The following is a 16,909-nucleotide window of genomic DNA, read 5'->3' as shown; positions in this document are numbered from 1 at the left end:
TCCTCGCCCTCCAGTCGGGCGTGGTGTCGCGCCGCCAGCTGCTGGCCCTCGGTCTGACGCCGACCGAGGTCCGTCGGCTGCTCCGTCGTCGGGAGCTCGTCGTGGCGGTGCCCGGCGTCTACCTCGACCACACCGGCGACCCCACCTGGTTGCAGCGAGCCTGGACGGCGGTCCTGGCGCTCGAGCCGGCGGCACTGACGCACCGTTCGGCGTTGCGCGCGGCCGACGGCCCGGGGCGGGTGCCCGTGGAGGGGGTGATCCACGTCGCGGTCGACCGCACCCGCTCACCGGCCGCGCCACCCGGCGTCCGCCTCCACCACCTCGCCCACCTGCACGACAGGGTGCTGTGGAACGCCGACCCGCCCCGCGTCCGGTTCGAGCACGCGTGCCTCGACGTCGCCGCCGAGGCACGCGAGACCTCGCCGCCGTCGCGGTGCTCGCGGACGCCGTCCAGGCGCGCCGCACCACCGCCGCACGGTTGCGCTCCGCCCTCGACGCGCGGCAACGGGTGCCCCGCCGCGCCTTCCTCGCCGCCGTGCTCGACGACGTCGCCGCCGGCACCTGCTCGGTCCTCGAGCACGGCTACCTCGACCGGGTCGAACGGCCCCACGGTCTACCGCCTGCGCGTCGCCAGGCCACGACCGCGAGCAGTGCCCCGCTCTACCGAGACGTCGAGTACGTGGAGGCCGGGCTCGTCGTCGAGCTCGACGGCAGGTTGTTCCACGACAACGCCCGCGCCCGCGACGCCGACCTCGACCGTGACCTCGCGGCGGCTGTCGGTGGCCGCACGACCGTCCGGCTCGGGGGGGGCAGGTGTTCGGCCGACCGTGCGCCACCGCCCGCCAGGTGGGCGTCCTGCTCGCCCGGCGCGGGTGGAGCGGTGCCCCGACCCCGTGCCCGAGGTGTGCGCCGACCTCAGCGCAGTACGCAGGTGCCACCGGCTGACACCTGCGTACGGCACTCGCTCACCGCCCGTGTGCTGAGGTGGACCCATGCCTCGCAAGATCGCCACCACGACCAGGGTCGAGCTCGACGAGCTGCTCGACTTCGCGCGCACCCGTCACCACCTGGTGCTCGTCACCCACCGCGCCGACGGCAGTCCCCAGGTCAGCCCGGTGACCGGGGGAGTCGACCAGGAGGGCCGCATCGTCGTCTCGACCTACCCCGATCGCGCCAAGGCCGTCAACGCGCGGCGCACCCCGGAGGTGAGCGTGCTGGTGATGAGCGACGAGTTCGACGCCGAGTGGGTGCAGGTCGACGGCACGTGCGAGGTGATCGACCCGCCCGACTCCGTCGAGCCGCTGGTCGACTACTTCCGGTGCATCTCCGGCGAGCACCCCGACTGGGACGAGTACCGCCAGGCGATGCGCGAGCAGGGCAAGTCGCTGCTCCGCATCACCCCCACCCGGTGGGGTCCGATCGCGACCGGCGGCTTCCCGCCCCGCCTCGCGACCGACTAGCGCCGCGTCCTGACCGGCCCTCCACCCACCGAGCGCGGGTCGGGCCGCGGCTACCCTTCGGTGAGCGCTCCGCGAGGGGGCGCCCGACACATGGGTGAGGGACGGGCATGGCGAAGGACGGCCGTCAGGCCCGCTGGGACAAGCACAACCAGCAGCGCCGCCAGCAGATCCTCGACGCCGCGCTGGTCGTCATCGAGGCCGGCCGCCCCGGCGACGAGTTCCACGTCCAGCAGATCGCCGTCCGGGCCGGCCTGAACCGCACCGTCGTCTACCGCCACTTCGACGACCGCGCCGACCTCGACCGCGCGATCCGCGCGCACGTCCTCGACGACCTCACCGCCGTGCTCATCCCGACGGTCAGCCTCGACGGCACCATCCGCCAGATCATCCGGCGCATCGTCGGCTCCTACGTCGAGTGGGTCGCCGCGCACCCGGCGGCGCACACGTTCGCCGTCCAGGAGATCAGCGGGCCCTTCGAGCAGGGCACCGACCGGATCGCGGGCGCACTGGTCGAGGTCCTCCAGCGCGCGCTGCGCCTGCTCGAGGTCGACCTCGACGACGACGAGCGGGTGCTCCTCGAGCCCATCGCGCACGGCCTGGTCGGCGCGGTGTTCGGCGCCGTGCGGCACTGGGTCTCCCGCGAGCCCCGCCAGCCGGACGCCGCCCGCCTGGTCGGGCTGCTCAGCCAGTCGGTCTGGAGCCTGGTCGACGGGCACGCCCGCCGGATCGGCCTCGAGCTCGACCCCGACCGACCGATCGGCGAGCTCTTCGCCACCGAGGGAGCTGCCCCGTGAGCGGCGACGTGACGGGCGAGTCCGTGCACCAGGACGGCGTCGGCGACCCCGACGAGCTCGACCGGCTCTGGACGCCGCACCGGATGGCCTACGTCCGCGGCGAGAACAAGCCGTCCGACGCGACGTCCGGCGCCTGCCCGTTCTGCCGCATCCCCGGTCTCGACGACGCCGCCGGGCTGGTCGTGCGGCGCGGCGAGCTCGCGTTCGCCGTCCTCAACCTCTACCCGTACGCACCCGGGCACCTGATGGTCTGCCCCTACCGCCACATCGCCGACTACACCGAGACCACCGACGCCGAGGCGGCCGAGATCGTCGACCTCACCCGCGCCGCGATGCGCACGGTGCGCGCGGTCTCCGGCGCGGGCGGGTTCAACATCGGCATGAACCAGGGCCACGTCGCCGGCGCCGGCATCGCGGCCCACCTGCACCAGCACGTCGTCCCGCGGTGGCCGGGCGACCAGAACTTCATGCCGATCATCGGACGCACCAAGACCCTGCCCGAGCTGCTCACCGACACCCGCGCGCTCTTCGCCGACGCCTGGGCCTGACGCCCCCGGTCGGTCAGCCGGACCCAGCAAGGCGGCAACCAGGCCTCGACCTGGCGTCAGCGCCGCTTGGTGTTGGCCTGCTCGACCGGCGACGCGGTGGCGCCGTCGGCCTTGCCCCGCTTGTCGGCGCGCTTCTCCTTGAGAGACTTCCCGGACTTCGACATTCCTTGACGCGGCGACTTGTCACTCATGGGGACTGCTCTCTGGGGGAGACCCTGGACGGGCTCGTGGTGCGACAGTACGCCGGGTGTCCAGGGTCGGTGCCGGGAAAGGGCCGCCGACCGGTAGCCTGCTCGCGACATGTTGGAGAGATTCAAGGGGTTCTGGCAGGGCGTCGTGCTGATGCCCTTCGTCAGGCTCTTCATCAAGCTCGGGATCAGCCCCGACACCGTGACGTTCGTCGGCACCGTCGGCGTCTGCGCCGGAGCGCTGGTCTTCTTCCCGATCGGCGAGCTGCTGATCGGCGTCCTGGTCATCACCGCGTTCGTCTTCAGCGACCTGATCGACGGCAAGATGGCCCGCGAGCTCGGCCGCAGCTCCCGGTTCGGCGCGTTCTGGGACTCCACCCTCGACCGGTTCGGCGACGGCGCCATCTTCGGCGGGCTGGCGCTCTACTTCGCCGGCGTCGGCGACAGCTACCTCTACCTCTGCGTCTCGCTCTACTGCCTGGTGATGGGCTCGGTGACCTCCTACGCCCGGGCCCGCGCGGAGTCGCTCGGCATGGACGCCAAGGGCGGCATCGCCGAGCGCGCGGACCGCCTCGTGGCGATCCTCGTGATGACCGGGCTCGGCGCGATCTTCGACCTGCCGGTCCTGATGTACGTCGCGCTGTGGGTCCTGGCCTTCGCCAGCACCTACACCGTCGGCTTCCGGGTGCTGAAGGTGCGCCGCCAGGCGGTCGTCCTCGACGCGGCCACCGCCGCCGACGTACCCCCGGCCGGATCCCCGACCGGACCCCCTGCTGGCGAATCGGCAGGACCCGCCCCCCAGGCCTAGAGTTGCCGGTTATGGAGAACACCGTCGACACCCCTGGAACCGGCACCACCCGCGTCAAGCGGGGCATGGCCGAGATGCTCAAGGGCGGCGTCATCATGGACGTCGTCACGGCCGAGCAGGCGAAGATCGCCGAGGACGCCGGCGCGGTCGCCGTGATGGCGCTCGAGCGGGTCCCCGCCGACATCCGCGCCCAGGGTGGGGTGTCGCGGATGAGCGACCCCGACATGATCGACTCGATCATCGCCTCGGTCTCGATCCCGGTGATGGCCAAGGCCCGGATCGGTCACTTCGCCGAGGCGCAGGTGCTGCAGAGCCTCGGGGTCGACTACATCGACGAGTCCGAGGTGCTGACCCCGGCCGACTACGCCAACCACATCGACAAGTGGACCTTCACCGCGCCGTTCGTGTGCGGCGCCACCAACCTCGGCGAGGCCCTGCGCCGGATCACCGAGGGCGCGGCGATGATCCGCTCCAAGGGCGAGGCCGGCACCGGCGACGTCTCCAACGCCGTCACCCACATGCGCACCATCCTCGGCGAGCTGCGCCGGCTCGCCTCGCTCCAGGACGACGAGCTCTACGTCGCCGCGAAGGAGCTGCAGGCGCCCTACGACCTCGTCAAGGAGGTGGCCGCGACCGGGAAGCTGCCGGTCGTGCTGTTCACCGCCGGCGGCATCGCGACCCCGGCCGACGCCGCGATGATGATGCAGCTCGGTGCCGAGGGCGTCTTCGTGGGCTCGGGCATCTTCAAGTCCGGCAACCCGGCCCAGCGGGCCGAGGCGATCGTCAAGGCCACCACGTTCCACGACGACCCCGACATGGTCGCCAAGGTCTCGCGCGGCCTCGGCGAGGCCATGGTGGGCATCAACGTCGAGGAGATCCCGCAGCCGCACCGGCTCGCCGAGCGCGGCTGGTAGGCAGCCGCCGGCGTCAGCCGCCGCAGCGCTCGGCGACCTCCTGGACCAGGGTCGCCACCTCCGCCGAACCGCCCTGCTCCGGGTCGAGGAGCTGTTCGAGGGTGAGCACGTCGACGACCTGCTCGACGTAGCAGCGGGTGAAGTCCGGCTCACCTCCCTGCCCGAGGACCTGAGTGGTGATCGCGGTGCGGGTCAGCGGCAGCTGCAGGATCAGCTCCTGCCCCTCGATCGCCGGGACGTCGGTGTCGGGCTCGCACGCCGAGAACAGCAGTCCGTCCCCGTCGCGCTCGACCCGGGCCGCAGGGCTCGGCGCGACCCACGTGGCGAGGGCGTCGGCGAGCTGGTCGACGTCACCGGGCGTGTCGCCGCGGTAGGCCACCCGCACGCAGCTGCGCCCGCGCTCCTCGTAGGCCACGTAGGCGTCGCCACCCCAGCCGTCCGTGGCCTCGAGCGCCGTCCTGGGGTCGAGCCGCTGCGCCAGGACGAGGTACCAGCCGAACGCCCCGAACGTGCCCGAGTCGAGCTCCTCCTCCCCGGCCCCGAGACGCGGCGTCGGGGTGTCGACCACCGCGCCGGCGTCCTCGTCGACGAGCAGGGTCCACGGGTCGAGGAGCTGCTCCTCGGTGGTCGGCGGGTCCGCGAAGAGCGCGTCGGCCGCGGCGTTGGCGTCGCCGACGGGGCTGAGCGCGGTGGCCATCTGGAGCAGCTGCTCGCCCTGCACGTACGGGGCTCCGACGAGCGTCGACAGCACCGGGGGGATGTCGCGGGACCGCTCCTCGAACGTCTCGGTCTCCTCGGCCTTGTCGTCGGCCCAGGCGTCCTGCTCCTCCTGCGGGAGCCCCTGGACGTAGGCGGTCTCGACGCGGGAGGCGTCGCCCTCGACCAGGGCGTCGTAGGCGCTCCCGGCGGAGCCGGACTCCTGCTTCCCGAGCCTCTCCGAGGTCTCGCCGATCTCGAAGCGTTGGTCCTGGAGGGCATGGGTGAGCTCGTGCACCAGCGTCGCGCGCACCGCCGGCGTCAGGTCGGTGCCGCGGATCCGGATCCGCCCGTCGTCGCTGGAGTAGTAGCCGAGCGTGCCGACGCCCCTCAGCTCCTGCACCTCGTCGAACAGGTCGACGTCGCTGCCGATCAGGCCGAGCGCACGGAACAAGGCGGTGTCCTGGCGGACCTCGTCCCGCTCCTCCGCGGTCAGGTCGCCCTGGTCCCGGGTGACCTTCGCGCGGAACGTCTCGGGCGCGAGGAAGACCACGGGCACCGTCTCGGTGAACTGCAGGCCGCGCTCCCGCTCGACGACGTCGACGAACGGCTGCACCCTCCTCGGCCAGTCGCCGGCGGTCGGGGACGGTGGGGCGGAGGTCGACCCGTCCGTGGGCGTCGCCGCCGGACCGGACGCCGCCTCGGAGGGACCGGGCTCGTCGGTGGCGGGGTCGTCGGCGCGGGGGAGGACCGCGTAGGTCAGCAGCGCCACGACGCCCAGGGTCACGACGAGGGCGAGGGCGGCCACCAGCCGAGCCACCCCGAGCTGCGGTCTCATGCGCCGAGGGTAGAGGGGCGGCCCGACCGGTGCCCCGACCCGACGCTCGGCCCGAGGGTCGACCCTAGGATCGCCCGGTGACGACGATCGGCGTGCTCGCCCTGCAGGGCGACGTCCGCGAGCACCTGCGGACCCTCACCTCCCTCGGCGTCCGGGCGGTGCCCGTGCGCCGTCCCGCCGAGCTGGACGCCGTCGACGGGCTCGTCGTCCCGGGCGGCGAGTCGACCACGATGGCCAAGCTGGCCCGGATCTTCGACCTGGTCGAGCCCCTGCGCCGGCGGGTCGAGGACGGGCTCCCGGTGTTCGGCACCTGCGCGGGCATGATCCTGCTCGCCGACCGGATCGAGGACGGCGCCGCCGGCCAGGAGACCGTCGGCGGCCTCGACATCACCGTGCGGCGCAACGCCTTCGGCCGCCAGGTCGACTCCTTCGAGGAGGACCTCCACGTCGCCGGCGTCGACGGCCCGGTGCACGCCGTCTTCATCCGTGCGCCGTGGGTCGAGCAGGTCGGTCCGGACGTCGAGGTGCTGGCACGCGTCGAGCACGGACCGGCCGCGGATAGGATCGTCGCGGTCCGTCAGGGCCGCCTGCTCGCCACCTCCTTCCACCCGGAGGTCGGGGACGACAGCCGGGTGCACCGACTCTTCGTCGAGCTGGTGGCCAGCACCTGACGCACGACACCGTTGAGAGAGGTAGGCATGTCAGGGCACTCCAAGTGGGCGACCACCAAGCACAAGAAGGCCGCGCTCGACTCCAAGCGCAGCAAGCTGACCACCAAGCTGATCAAGACCATCGAGGTCGCCGCCCGCATGGGCGGCGGTGACCCCGCCGGCAACCCGACGCTCTTCGACGCCATCCAGAAGGCCAAGAAGTCGTCGGTCACCAAGGACAACATCGAGCGCGCGGTCAAGCGCGGCTCCGGCGCCGAGACCGGCGGCGCCGACTACCAGACGATCATGTACGAGGGCTACGGCCCCGCCGGAGTCGCGCTGCTCATCGAGTGCCTCACCGACAACAAGAACCGCGCCGCCATGGAGGTCCGCACCGCCATGAGCCGCAACGGCGGCTCGCTGGCCGACCCCGGCTCGGTGTCGTTCCTGTTCAACCGCAAGGGCGTCGTGATCGTGCCCGCCGAGCAGGAGGGCAGGACGGTCACCGAGGACGACGTCCTCGAGGCCACCCTCGAGGCCGGCGCCGACGAGTGCAACGACCTCGGCGAGGCCTTCGAGGTCGTCTCCGAGGCCACCGACCTCGTCTCGGTCCGCACGGCCCTGCAGGCCGCCGGGATCGACTACGACTCCGCCGAGGCGTCGTTCGTCCCCGACAACAAGGTCGAGCTCGACGCCGACGGCGCCGAGAAGTTCTTCCGCCTCTTCGACGTCCTCGAGGACCTCGACGACGTCCAGAACATCTACGCCAACTTCGACGTCTCCGACGACGTCATGGCCGAGCTCGACGCCTAGCCCCCGGTCGCGTCGAGTCGGCGTTCGCGTTGAGCGCGAACGCCGACTCGACGCGTTCCGACTCCACCTCCGCGCCGACTCGGCGGGACGGAGGTGTGTCGCAGCGGGGCGAGGCCGGTGGGGGCGGTTACGGTTGGCTCCGAACACACGTTCGAGACGCGAGGGGCTGAGCAGGTGCGGGTGCTGGGCATCGACCCCGGGCTGACCCGGTGCGGCATGGGGGTCGTCGACGGCAGCGTCGGGCGTCCGCTGACGCTGGTCGACGTGAACGTGCTGCGCACGCCGTCGGACCTGCCGGTGGCCGAGCGGCTGGTGACGATCGAGAAGGGCGTGGAGGCCTGGATCGAGGAGCACCGCCCGGACGCCGTCGCGGTCGAGCGCGTCTTCGCCCGCTCCGACATCAGCACGGTCATCGGGACCGCCCAGGCCAGCGGCATCGCGATGGTGGTCGCCGCGCGGCGGGGGCTGCCGGTGGCGCTGCACACGCCGAGCGAGGTCAAGGCGGCCGTGACCGGCAACGGTCGCGCCGACAAGGCGCAGGTCGGCGCGATGATCACCCGCATCCTGCGGCTCGACACGCCGCCCAAGCCCGCCGACGCCGCCGACGCGCTCGCGCTGGCCATCACCCACATCTGGCGCGGTGGCGCCCAGTCCCGGATCGACGCCGCGGTCGCCGCGGCCGGCAGGAGAACCCGATGATCGCCTACGTCCGCGGCCAGGTCGCCGCCGTCACCCTGAGCAGCGCCGTCGTCGACGTCGGGGGAGTGGGCCTGGAGGTCATGTGCACCCCCGGCACCCTCGCGACCCTGCGCGCCGGCCACACCGCCACGCTGCCGACGAGCATGATCGTGCGCGAGGACTCGATGACGCTGTTCGGCTTCGTCGACGACGACGAGAAGAGCATCTTCGAGCTCGTCCAGACCGCGTCCGGGGTGGGACCCAAGGTCGCGCAGGCGATCACCGCCGTGCTCGCGCCCGACGACCTGCGCCGCGCGATCGCCTCCGACGACGTCAAGACGCTGACCAAGGTGCCCGGCATCGGCCAGAAGGGCGCGCAGCGGATCATCCTCGAGCTCAAGGACCGGATCGGCGCGCCCACCGGCGTCCGGTCCGGCTCGGTCGCGGCGTCCCCGGCGGAGGCGTGGCGCGAGCAGGTGCACCAGGGCCTCGTCGGCCTCGGCTGGACGACCCGCGACGCCGAGAAGGCGGTCGACGCGGTCGCGCCCGAGGCGGGTGCGGTGCCCGACGTCGGCGCCCTCCTGCGTGCGGCCCTGCGCTCGCTGAGCAAGGCCTGACCCGATGACCCGGGGACACGACGACGAGCTGACCGCCGCCGAGGAGCGCCACCTCGCCGCGATGACGGGCGGCGGGGCCGACGGCTCCGGCTCGGTGACCGCCGCGGAGGCGGAGGGCGACGAGCGCGCGATCGAGGCGGCGCTGCGTCCGCGCACGCTCGACGAGGTCGTCGGGCAGGCGCGCGTGCGCGAGCAGCTCGGGCTGGTGCTCGAGGCCGCCCGCCGACGCGGGCGGGCCCCCGACCACGTGCTGCTGTCCGGACCGCCCGGGCTCGGCAAGACCACGCTGGCGATGATCATCGCCAGCGAGATGTCGGCGCCGTTGCGGCTGACCAGCGGTCCGGCGATCACCCACGCCGGTGACCTCGCCGCGATCCTGTCCGGGCTCAACGAGGGAGACGTCCTCTTCATCGACGAGATCCACCGGATGTCGCGCCCCGCCGAGGAGATGCTCTACCTGGCGATGGAGGACTTCCGGGTCGACGTGATCATCGGCAAGGGCCCGGGCGCGACGGCGATCCCGATCGAGATCCCGCCGTTCACCCTCGTCGGGGCCACCACCCGCGCCGGGCTGCTGCCGGGGCCGCTGCGCGACCGGTTCGGGTTCACCGGCCACCTGGAGTTCTACGAGCCGCACGAGCTCGACCTGATCGTGCACCGCTCGGCCGGGCTGCTCGGCGTCCGCCTGACCGACGAGGGCGCGGCCGAGATCGCGTCGCGCTCGCGCGGCACGCCCCGCATCGCCAACCGGCTGCTGCGCCGGGTCCGTGACTACGCGCAGGTCCGCGCCGACGGCGTTGTCAGCCTCGACGTCGCGCACCGCACCCTCGAGCTGTACGAGGTCGACGAGCTCGGCCTCGACCGGCTCGACAAGGCGGTCATCGACGTCCTGTGCCGGCGCTTCGGCGGGGGACCGGTCGGCGTCTCCACGCTCGCCGTCGCGGTCGGGGAGGAGCGCGAGACGGTCGAGGAGGTCGCCGAGCCGTTCCTGGTGCGGATGGGCTTCCTGGCCCGCACCCCCCGCGGCCGGGTCGCGACCCGGGCGGCGTGGGACCACCTCGGGCTCGCCGCCCCCGCCGGTCCCACCGGTCGGGACGACACCGACGGTGCGGGAACTCTCTTCGACACCTGAGTCGTTGGGTGTTCGGTGGCGATTGGTCTGTGGGAACAACTCAACGGCTAGACTCGCCCGTCGGCCGGTCCGCGCTCTGCGACCGGCGGCTCCCCCTAGTGAACTGTTGAGGTCTGCGTCTCGTGGAAGGGCTTGTGGGGTTCCTCCCCATCGTCGCGATCCTGTTGGTCTTCTGGTTGCTCATCATCCGTCCGCAGCAGCGCAAGCAGCGCGAGACGATGCGGCTCCAGTCCTCGATCCAGGTCGGCGACCAGGTGATGCTGACCTCCGGCTTCTTCGGCACCGTCACCGACCTCATCGAGGACAAGGCCGACGTCGAGATCGCGCCCGACGTCGTCGTCACGGTCGTGCGCGGCGCCATCGCCAACCGGGTCACGGAGTCCTACGACGACGCGGCCGACGACGTGACGGGCGACCCGACCGACGACCTCGACGGCGACGCGCCGTCGGTGCAGGAGAGCGCGGCCGGCGAGCCGCCGCGCCTCGAGAAGACCACGGACGACGCCCCTGCGTCGCACGACCCCCGTCCTGGAGACAACTGAGATGGCGAAGAAGCAGGCCCGGCCGGGACGCACCCTCGTGGTGTTCCTCCTGGGCACGGCGATCCTCTACGGCCTGGTGGCGCTGGCCGGCTCCTGGAAGCCGGCCCTCGGGCTCGACCTCCAGGGCGGTACCCGCATCACCCTGAACGCCCAGGGCGACCCGAGCGCCGACAGCCTCGACGAGGCGCGCTCGATCATCGACCAGCGCGTCAACGGCTCGGGCATCTCCGAGGCCGAGGTGCTGACCCAGGGCGGCAGCAACGTCGTCGTCGAGATCCCCGGCGACGTCCGTCAGGAGCTCGTCGAGGTCGTCGAGCGGCAGGCGCAGCTGCGCTTCCGCCTCGTCGCCTGCTACGACGGCACCGGCGGGTGCACCCCGCCTGCCACCGCGCCTGCCGGTGAGACCCCGCAGGGCAGCACCCCCGACCCCGCCGCGACCGACCCCGCCGCGACCGAGCCGCCCGCCGAGGTCCCGACGACCTCCGCCGGCCCCACCGGCGCCACCAGCGAGAGCGCCCCGGCCGGCAGCAACCGGGTCGCGCCCGGCTTCGGCCAGGACACGACCACCCCGCCGGCCACCGACGCACCGGCCACGGACGCACCGGCCACGGACGCGCCGGCCACGGACGCGCCGGCCACGGACGCGCCGGCCACCGGCGCGCCGACGTCGCCGGCCCCGGGTGAGGGCGCCGCCGAGGACAGCAGCGACCCGAACGCCGTGATCCCGCTCGAGGAGGGCCTGGCGTTCATGCGCGGGGGCTACACGCTCGAGGACTACAACACCTACAACGCCTACCAGTGCAGCGGCGACGCGTTGATCTCGAAGGTCGACGCTGCGCCGGCCGGCATGGACCCGGCCGCGTTCGCGGCCCTGCCCGACATCCCGCTCGACGACCCGCTCGCCCCGCTGGTGGCCTGCTCGCCGCCCGAGGACGCCGTCGGCGACACCCCCGCGACGCCGTCGTACAAGTTCCTGATGTCGCCGGCCGTGATCGCCGGCACCGACCTGAAGGACGCCAGCTACGGGATCCCGCAGAACGCCGTGCGGTACGTCGTCACCCTCGACCTGCAGGGCGAGGGGCGCGACGTCTTCAGCGCCGCGTCGCGCGACATGGTCGACAAGGAGGAGCAGTTCGCCGTCGTCCTCGACGGCACGGTGATCACCTACCCGAACTTCGACGGCGTCATCACCGACGGCTCCGCCCAGATCTCGGGCAACTTCACCGAGACCCAGGCCAAGGACCTCAGCACCAGCCTCAAGTACGGCTCGCTGCCGATCTCCTTCGACTCCAACAGCGAGAACATCGGTCCCTCGCTGGCCGGTGACCAGCTCTCCGCCGGTCTGCTCGCGGGCGCCTTCGGGCTCGGGCTCGTCCTCATCTACTGCCTGCTGTACTACCGCGGCCTCGGCCTGGTCGTCGTGGCGTCGCTGCTCGCGGCCGCCGCCGTCACCTACGCCCTGGTGCTGCTGCTCAGCGAGACGGCCGGCTTCACGCTGACCCTGCCCGGCATCGCCGGCCTGATCATCGCCGTCGGTGTCACCGCCGACTCCTTCATCATCTTCTTCGAGCGCATCCGCGACGAGATGCGTGAGGGCAAGTCGATGCGGGTCGCGGTGGAGACCGGCTGGAAGCGCGCCAAGGTCACCCGGCTCGCGGCCCAGGTCGTGTCGCTGCTCTCGGCGCTCGTGCTCTACATCTTCGCGACCGGCGCGGTGAAGGGCTTCGGGTTCGCCCTCGGCCTCACCACCATCGTCGACCTCGCGATCCTGTTCTGGTTCACCAAGCCGATGGTGTCGTGGCTGGCCCGGTTCCGGTTCTTCAACAGCGGTCACCGGCTGTCCGGCCTCAGCGCCGGCACGCTGGGCATCGACGGTCCGGGCGGTGGCCGCGTGGCCGTCGTCCCCGCAGGAGGTAAGGCCTGATGGGCAAGTTCTCGCGGGTCGGCAACGACCTCTACACCGGCCGCAAGTCCTACGACTTCGTCCACCGCCGGCCGCTCTGGTACGCCATCACCGGCGGCATTGTGCTGCTGGCCTTCGCCGCCATCCTGTTCAAGGGCCTGAACTTCGGCATCGAGTTCACCGGCGGCAACGAGTTCCGCGTGCCGGTGTCCAACGCCTCGCAGGTCGAGGCCGACCAGGCCGCCGACGTCGTCGCCGAGACCGGCATCGAGGGCACCGAGGCGCCGACGGCCAACACCGCCGGCAACGCCGTCCTGGTCCAGGTGGAGGAGCTCACCAACGAGCAGGCCATCGAGATCCGCACCGATCTCGCCGAGTCGTTCGGCGTCGCCTTCGACGACGTCTCCAACTCCGACATCGGCGCCAGCTGGGGCCAGGAGGTCGCCCAGCGCGCCGTCCTGGGTGTCGTGGTCTTCCTCGTCCTGGTGCTGCTCTTCATCGGCGCCTACTTCCGTGAGTGGAAGATGTCGGTCGCCGCGCTCGTCGCGCTGATCCACGACGTCGTCATCACCGTCGGCGTCTACGCGCTCTCCGGCTTCCAGGTCACGCCCTCGGCGGTCACGGGCCTGCTCGCGATCCTCGGGTTCTCGCTCTACGACACCGTCGTCGTCTTCGATAAGGTGCGCGAGAACACCCGCGACATGCGCAAGAACCGGCAGACCTACGCCGAGGCGGCCAACCTCGCGGTCAACCAGACCCTGGTGCGCTCGGTCAACACCGGCATCGTGGCGCTCATCCCGATCGGCGCGATCCTGTGGGTCAGCGCCGCGCAGCTGGGCGCGAGCTCGCTGCAGGACCTCGCGCTCTCGCAGTTCGTCGGCATGGCCGTCGGCGTGTACTCCTCGGTGATCCTCGCGCCCCGCGTCCTGGTGCACCTGAAGAGCAACGAGAGCGAGGTCAAGCTCGCCGAGCGTCGGGCCAAGGCCCGCGAGCGCGCGCAGGCCGACCGCTACGCCGCCGTCCCGGTGTTCACCGACGACATGCCCGAGCAGGACGGCGTCGACGACGAGGGTGACGACCTCGACGACCTCGACGACGACCTCGAGCCGAGCACCCCGACGCTGACGAAGCGCCCCGAGGCCACCGGCCGCGGCCGCACGGTCCCGCCCGCGCGCGGTCCGGTCGGACCGAGCGGGAGCGCGGGACGCAACCAGCCCTCTCGCCAGTCCAGGTCCAAGCGCGGGAAGTAGCGCGTGCCCACGACCCCGGCGTCGGCGGCCGCCACGGCGGCCGCTGACGCGCTGGCCCGGCTCGTCGTCGACGTCCCCGACTTCCCCGAGCCGGGGATCGTCTTCAAGGACATCACCCCGCTGCTGGCGGACCCCGACGGGTTCGCCGCGGTCGTCGCCGCGCTGGCCGAGGCCGGCCGCGACGCCGACGGCGCCGTAGTGGTCGACAAGGTGGCCGGCATGGAGGCGCGCGGCTTCATCTTCGCCGCCCCGGTCGCCCTGGCCCTCGGCGTCGGCTTCGTGCCGGTCCGCAAGGCCGGCAAGCTGCCGGGGGAGGTCCACGCGGTCTCCTACGACCTGGAGTACGGCCAGGCCACGCTCGAGGTGCACCGCCACGCGATCGCTCCGGGGGAGCGGGTGCTGCTCGTCGACGACGTCCTCGCCACCGGCGGCACCCTCGCCGCCACCCGGGACCTCGTCGGCGCCTGCGGAGGCACGACCGCCGGGATCGCGGTGCTCATGGAGCTGTCGTTCCTCCCGGGTCGCGCCACGATCGGCGTCGGCGACGAGGTCGCCGTGACCGCGCTGTCGACCGTCTGACCTGCTGACGGTGCCCGCACCTACACTGGCGACATGACGGAGGAGCGCGCGGCCGCAGGCACCGGGCGGGTCGCGCCCACCCCCAGGACCGCGACGCCGCGCACCGAGCTGGTGCCCACCGACCCGTCCTCGGTCCCTCCCGGGGCGGGGCGCGGGATGCGCGCCAAGCTGGCCCGGATCGGCACCCGCGGTCCCGGCGTCAACCCGGTCCTCGAGCCGCTGTTCCGCGCCGTCCGCGCCAACCACCCCAAGGCCGACCTGGCGCTCCTCGAGCGGGCCTACACGACCGCCGAGACGATGCACGGCAGCCAGATGCGCAAGAGCGGTGACCCCTACATCACCCACCCCCTCGCCGTGACCACGATCCTGGCCGGGATCGGCATGACGGAGGCGACGCTGGTCGCGGCGCTGCTCCACGACACCGTCGAGGACACGCCCTACACCCTCGAGCAGTGTCGGGCCGACTTCGGCGACGAGGTCGCGCAGATGGTCGACGGCGTCACCAAGCTCGACAAGGTCGTCTACGGCGACTCGGCGCAGGCCGAGACCATCCGCAAGATGATCGTCGCGATGTCGCGCGACATCCGGGTGCTCGTCATCAAGCTGGCCGACCGGCTCCACAACATGCGCACCCTGCGCTACGTGCCGCTGAAGAGCCAGGAGCGCACCGCCCGCGAGACGCTCGACATCTACGCCCCCCTGGCCCACCGGCTCGGCATGAACACCATCAAGTGGGAGCTCGAGGACCTCGCGTTCGCGACCCTGCACCCCAAGATCTACGACGAGATCGTGCGGATGGTCGCCGAGCGGGCGCCCTCGCGCGACAGCTTCCTCGCCGAGGTGATCAGCCAGGTCGAGAAGGACCTGCGCGAGGCGAAGGTCAAGGCGACCGTCACCGGCCGCCCGAAGCACTACTACTCGATCTACCAGAAGATGATCGTCGGCGGCCGCGAGTTCTCCGACATCTACGACCTGGTCGGCATCCGGATCCTCGTCGACGAGGACCGCGACTGCTACTCCGTCCTCGGCGTGCTCCACTCACGCTGGAACCCGGTGCTCGGCCGGTTCAAGGACTACGTCGCGATGCCGAAGTTCAACATGTACCAGTCGCTGCACACCTCCGTCATCGGGCCGCAGGGCAAGCCGGTCGAGATGCAGATCCGCACCTTCAGCATGCACCGCCGCGCCGAGTACGGCGTCGCCGCGCACTGGAAGTACAAGGAGGACGGTCGCGAGGGCCGCGACACCGAGCGCAAGGGCGAGTCCCCGCAGACCAACGGCGACATGTCGTGGGTCCGGCAGCTGCTCGACTGGCAGAGCGAGGTCGAGGACCCGGGCGAGTTCCTGGAGTCGCTGCGCTTCGAGATCAACCGCGCCGAGACCTACGTCTTCACCCCGCGCGGCGACGTCATCGCGCTGCCCGCCGGCTCGACGTCGGTCGACTTCGCCTACGCCGTCCACACCGAGGTCGGCCACCGCACGATCGGCGCGCGCGTCAACGGGCGCCTCGTCCCGCTCGAGTCCACCCTCGAGAACGGCGACGTCGTCGAGGTCTTCACCTCCAAGTCCGCCACCGCCGGCCCCTCGCGCGACTGGCTGACCTTCGTGAAGTCCCCGCGGGCCAGGTCGAAGATCCGGCAGTGGTTCACCAAGGAGCGCCGCGAGGAGGCCGTCGAGCGCGGCAAGGACGCGATCGGCAAGCTGATGCGCAAGGAGGGCCTCCCGCTCAAGCGGCTGCTGACCCACGAGTCGCTCACCCTGGTCGCCACCCAGTTCAAGCTCGGCGACGTCACGGCCCTGTACGCCGCGGTCGGCGAGGGCAACCTCGGCGCCCAGGCCGTCGTCCGTCGCGTCATCGAGCTGCACGGCGGCGACGAGGGCGCCCAGGAGGACCTCTCCGAGGCCGTCACCATCACCGGCCGCCGCGGTCGCTCCAACGCCGGCGGCGGCAGCGATGCCGGCGTCATCGTCAAGGGCTCACCCGACGTCTGGGTCAAGCTCGCCAAGTGCTGCACCCCGGTGCCGCCCGACGACATCCTGGGCTTCGTCACCAAGGGCGGCGGCGTCTCGGTGCACCGCCACGACTGCACCAACGCCTCCGAGCTGCGGCGCCAGCCCGAGAAGGTCCTCGAGGTCGAGTGGGCCCCCACCGCGCAGTCGATGTTCCTCGTCAACATCCAGGTCGAGGCCCTCGACCGCGCCCGGCTCCTCTCCGACATCACGATGGTGCTCTCCGACGCCCACGTGAACATCCTCTCCGCCAACCTCTCCACGACCCGCGACCGCGTCGCGAAGTCCCGGTTCACCTTCGAGATGGCCGAGGCCAAGCACCTGGACAACGTCCTCAAGGCCGTGCGGTCCGTCCCAGGCGTCTTCGACGCCTACCGCGTCACCGCGTAGTCGAGCCAGGCTCGGACGTGAGCCACCCTCACTTTCTGTACCCACATCCGACCGAGCGCTGAAGGGGTCCTGCGGGTCGGGTGGGGACGGGGGCGGAGG

At 72.1% G+C, this 16,909-nt stretch carries 17 protein-coding genes; 15 read left to right on the top strand and 2 right to left on the bottom strand.

The genetic code is table 11. The annotated features are described in order from the left end of the window. Window positions 1-992: 992 nt before the first annotated feature. The 3 genes from E4623_RS20320 to E4623_RS20310 all read left to right on the top strand — a co-directional run bounded on the left by E4623_RS20320 (window position 993) and on the right by E4623_RS20310 (window position 2,802). Window positions 993-1,460 carry a PPOX class F420-dependent oxidoreductase gene (locus E4623_RS20320; protein WP_134768395.1) on the top strand — a complete coding sequence of 156 codons (468 nt, stop codon included), beginning with the start codon at window positions 993-995 and terminating at the stop codon, window positions 1,458-1,460. 107 nt (window positions 1,461-1,567) lie between these two features. Continuing rightward, a complete protein-coding gene (locus tag E4623_RS20315) occupies window positions 1,568-2,254 on the top strand; it encodes a TetR/AcrR family transcriptional regulator (protein WP_134768394.1) in 687 nt (228 codons plus the stop codon). Continuing rightward, window positions 2,251-2,802 carry an HIT domain-containing protein gene (locus tag E4623_RS20310; protein ID WP_245155193.1) on the top strand — a complete coding sequence of 184 codons (552 nt, stop codon included), beginning with the start codon at window positions 2,251-2,253 and terminating at the stop codon, window positions 2,800-2,802. The genes E4623_RS20315 and E4623_RS20310 overlap by 4 nt, the downstream gene beginning before the upstream one ends. Before the next feature lie 56 nt (window positions 2,803-2,858). Here E4623_RS20310 and E4623_RS23400 read toward each other — a convergent pair whose 3' ends face one another. Then, entirely contained in the window at window positions 2,859-2,993 is a 135-nt protein-coding gene (locus E4623_RS23400) for a hypothetical protein (RefSeq protein WP_280633682.1), read from the bottom strand. A gap of 109 nt (window positions 2,994-3,102) precedes the next feature. Here E4623_RS23400 and pgsA point away from each other — a divergent pair, with 109 nt between their 5' ends. Beyond that, window positions 3,103-3,798, top strand: a complete 696-nt coding sequence (gene pgsA, locus E4623_RS20305) for a phosphatidylinositol phosphate synthase (protein WP_134768393.1) — start codon at window positions 3,103-3,105, stop codon at window positions 3,796-3,798. Window positions 3,799-3,809: 11 nt separating this feature from the next. After that, window positions 3,810-4,712: a pyridoxal 5'-phosphate synthase lyase subunit PdxS gene (gene pdxS, locus E4623_RS20300; RefSeq protein ID WP_134768392.1), complete on the top strand. Its 903-nt coding sequence runs from the start codon at window positions 3,810-3,812 to the stop codon at window positions 4,710-4,712. Window positions 4,713-4,725: 13 nt separating this feature from the next. Here pdxS and E4623_RS20295 read toward each other — a convergent pair whose 3' ends face one another. Then, window positions 4,726-6,246, bottom strand: a complete 1,521-nt coding sequence (locus E4623_RS20295) for a hypothetical protein (protein WP_134768391.1) — start codon at window positions 6,244-6,246, stop codon at window positions 4,726-4,728. A gap of 77 nt (window positions 6,247-6,323) precedes the next feature. Here E4623_RS20295 and pdxT point away from each other — a divergent pair, with 77 nt between their 5' ends. From pdxT to E4623_RS20245, 10 genes are all read left to right on the top strand, one after another. Further along, entirely contained in the window at window positions 6,324-6,917 is a 594-nt protein-coding gene (gene pdxT / locus E4623_RS20290; protein WP_134768390.1) for a pyridoxal 5'-phosphate synthase glutaminase subunit PdxT, read from the top strand. Between the two features lie 27 nt (window positions 6,918-6,944). Then, complete coding sequence (locus tag E4623_RS20285; RefSeq protein ID WP_134768389.1) at window positions 6,945-7,709, top strand: YebC/PmpR family DNA-binding transcriptional regulator; 765 nt, start codon at window positions 6,945-6,947, stop codon at window positions 7,707-7,709. A 183-nt stretch (window positions 7,710-7,892) separates the two neighbouring features. Next, a complete protein-coding gene (ruvC, locus tag E4623_RS20280; protein WP_245155200.1) occupies window positions 7,893-8,408 on the top strand; it encodes a crossover junction endodeoxyribonuclease RuvC in 516 nt (171 codons plus the stop codon). Beyond that, window positions 8,405-9,004 (top strand): Holliday junction branch migration protein RuvA, encoded by a 600-nt coding sequence (gene ruvA / locus E4623_RS20275; protein ID WP_134768387.1) that lies wholly within the window; start codon window positions 8,405-8,407, stop codon window positions 9,002-9,004. Before ruvC ends, ruvA begins: the two co-directional genes overlap by 4 nt. A 61-nt stretch (window positions 9,005-9,065) precedes the next feature. Continuing rightward, window positions 9,066-10,136, top strand: a complete 1,071-nt coding sequence (gene ruvB, locus E4623_RS20270; RefSeq protein ID WP_134768492.1) for a Holliday junction branch migration DNA helicase RuvB — start codon at window positions 9,066-9,068, stop codon at window positions 10,134-10,136. Between the two features lie 134 nt (window positions 10,137-10,270). Then, window positions 10,271-10,678: a preprotein translocase subunit YajC gene (gene yajC / locus E4623_RS20265; protein WP_167736774.1), complete on the top strand. Its 408-nt coding sequence runs from the start codon at window positions 10,271-10,273 to the stop codon at window positions 10,676-10,678. A gap of 1 nt (window position 10,679) precedes the next feature. Next, a complete protein-coding gene (gene secD, locus E4623_RS20260) occupies window positions 10,680-12,602 on the top strand; it encodes a protein translocase subunit SecD (RefSeq protein WP_134768385.1) in 1,923 nt (640 codons plus the stop codon). Next, the gene (gene secF / locus E4623_RS20255) at window positions 12,602-13,831 is read left to right on the top strand and encodes a protein translocase subunit SecF (protein WP_134768384.1); all 1,230 of its coding nucleotides are present in this window, start codon (window positions 12,602-12,604) and stop codon (window positions 13,829-13,831) included. Before secD ends, secF begins: the two co-directional genes overlap by 1 nt. Before the next feature lie 3 nt (window positions 13,832-13,834). After that, on the top strand, window positions 13,835-14,410 hold the full coding sequence (locus E4623_RS20250) for an adenine phosphoribosyltransferase (RefSeq protein ID WP_209020796.1): 576 nt from the start codon (window positions 13,835-13,837) through the stop codon (window positions 14,408-14,410). A 156-nt stretch (window positions 14,411-14,566) separates the two neighbouring features. Then, entirely contained in the window at window positions 14,567-16,810 is a 2,244-nt protein-coding gene (locus E4623_RS20245) for a bifunctional (p)ppGpp synthetase/guanosine-3',5'-bis(diphosphate) 3'-pyrophosphohydrolase (RefSeq protein WP_134768490.1), read from the top strand. The last annotated feature ends 99 nt before the right edge of the window (window positions 16,811-16,909 follow it).

Source organism: Nocardioides sp. 1609 (genome assembly GCF_004522105.1).
Taxonomy (GTDB): domain Bacteria; phylum Actinomycetota; class Actinomycetes; order Propionibacteriales; family Nocardioidaceae; genus Nocardioides.
The sequence above is the reverse complement of the archived record's forward strand: the minus strand, read 5'-3'. Positions and strand labels throughout refer to the sequence as shown.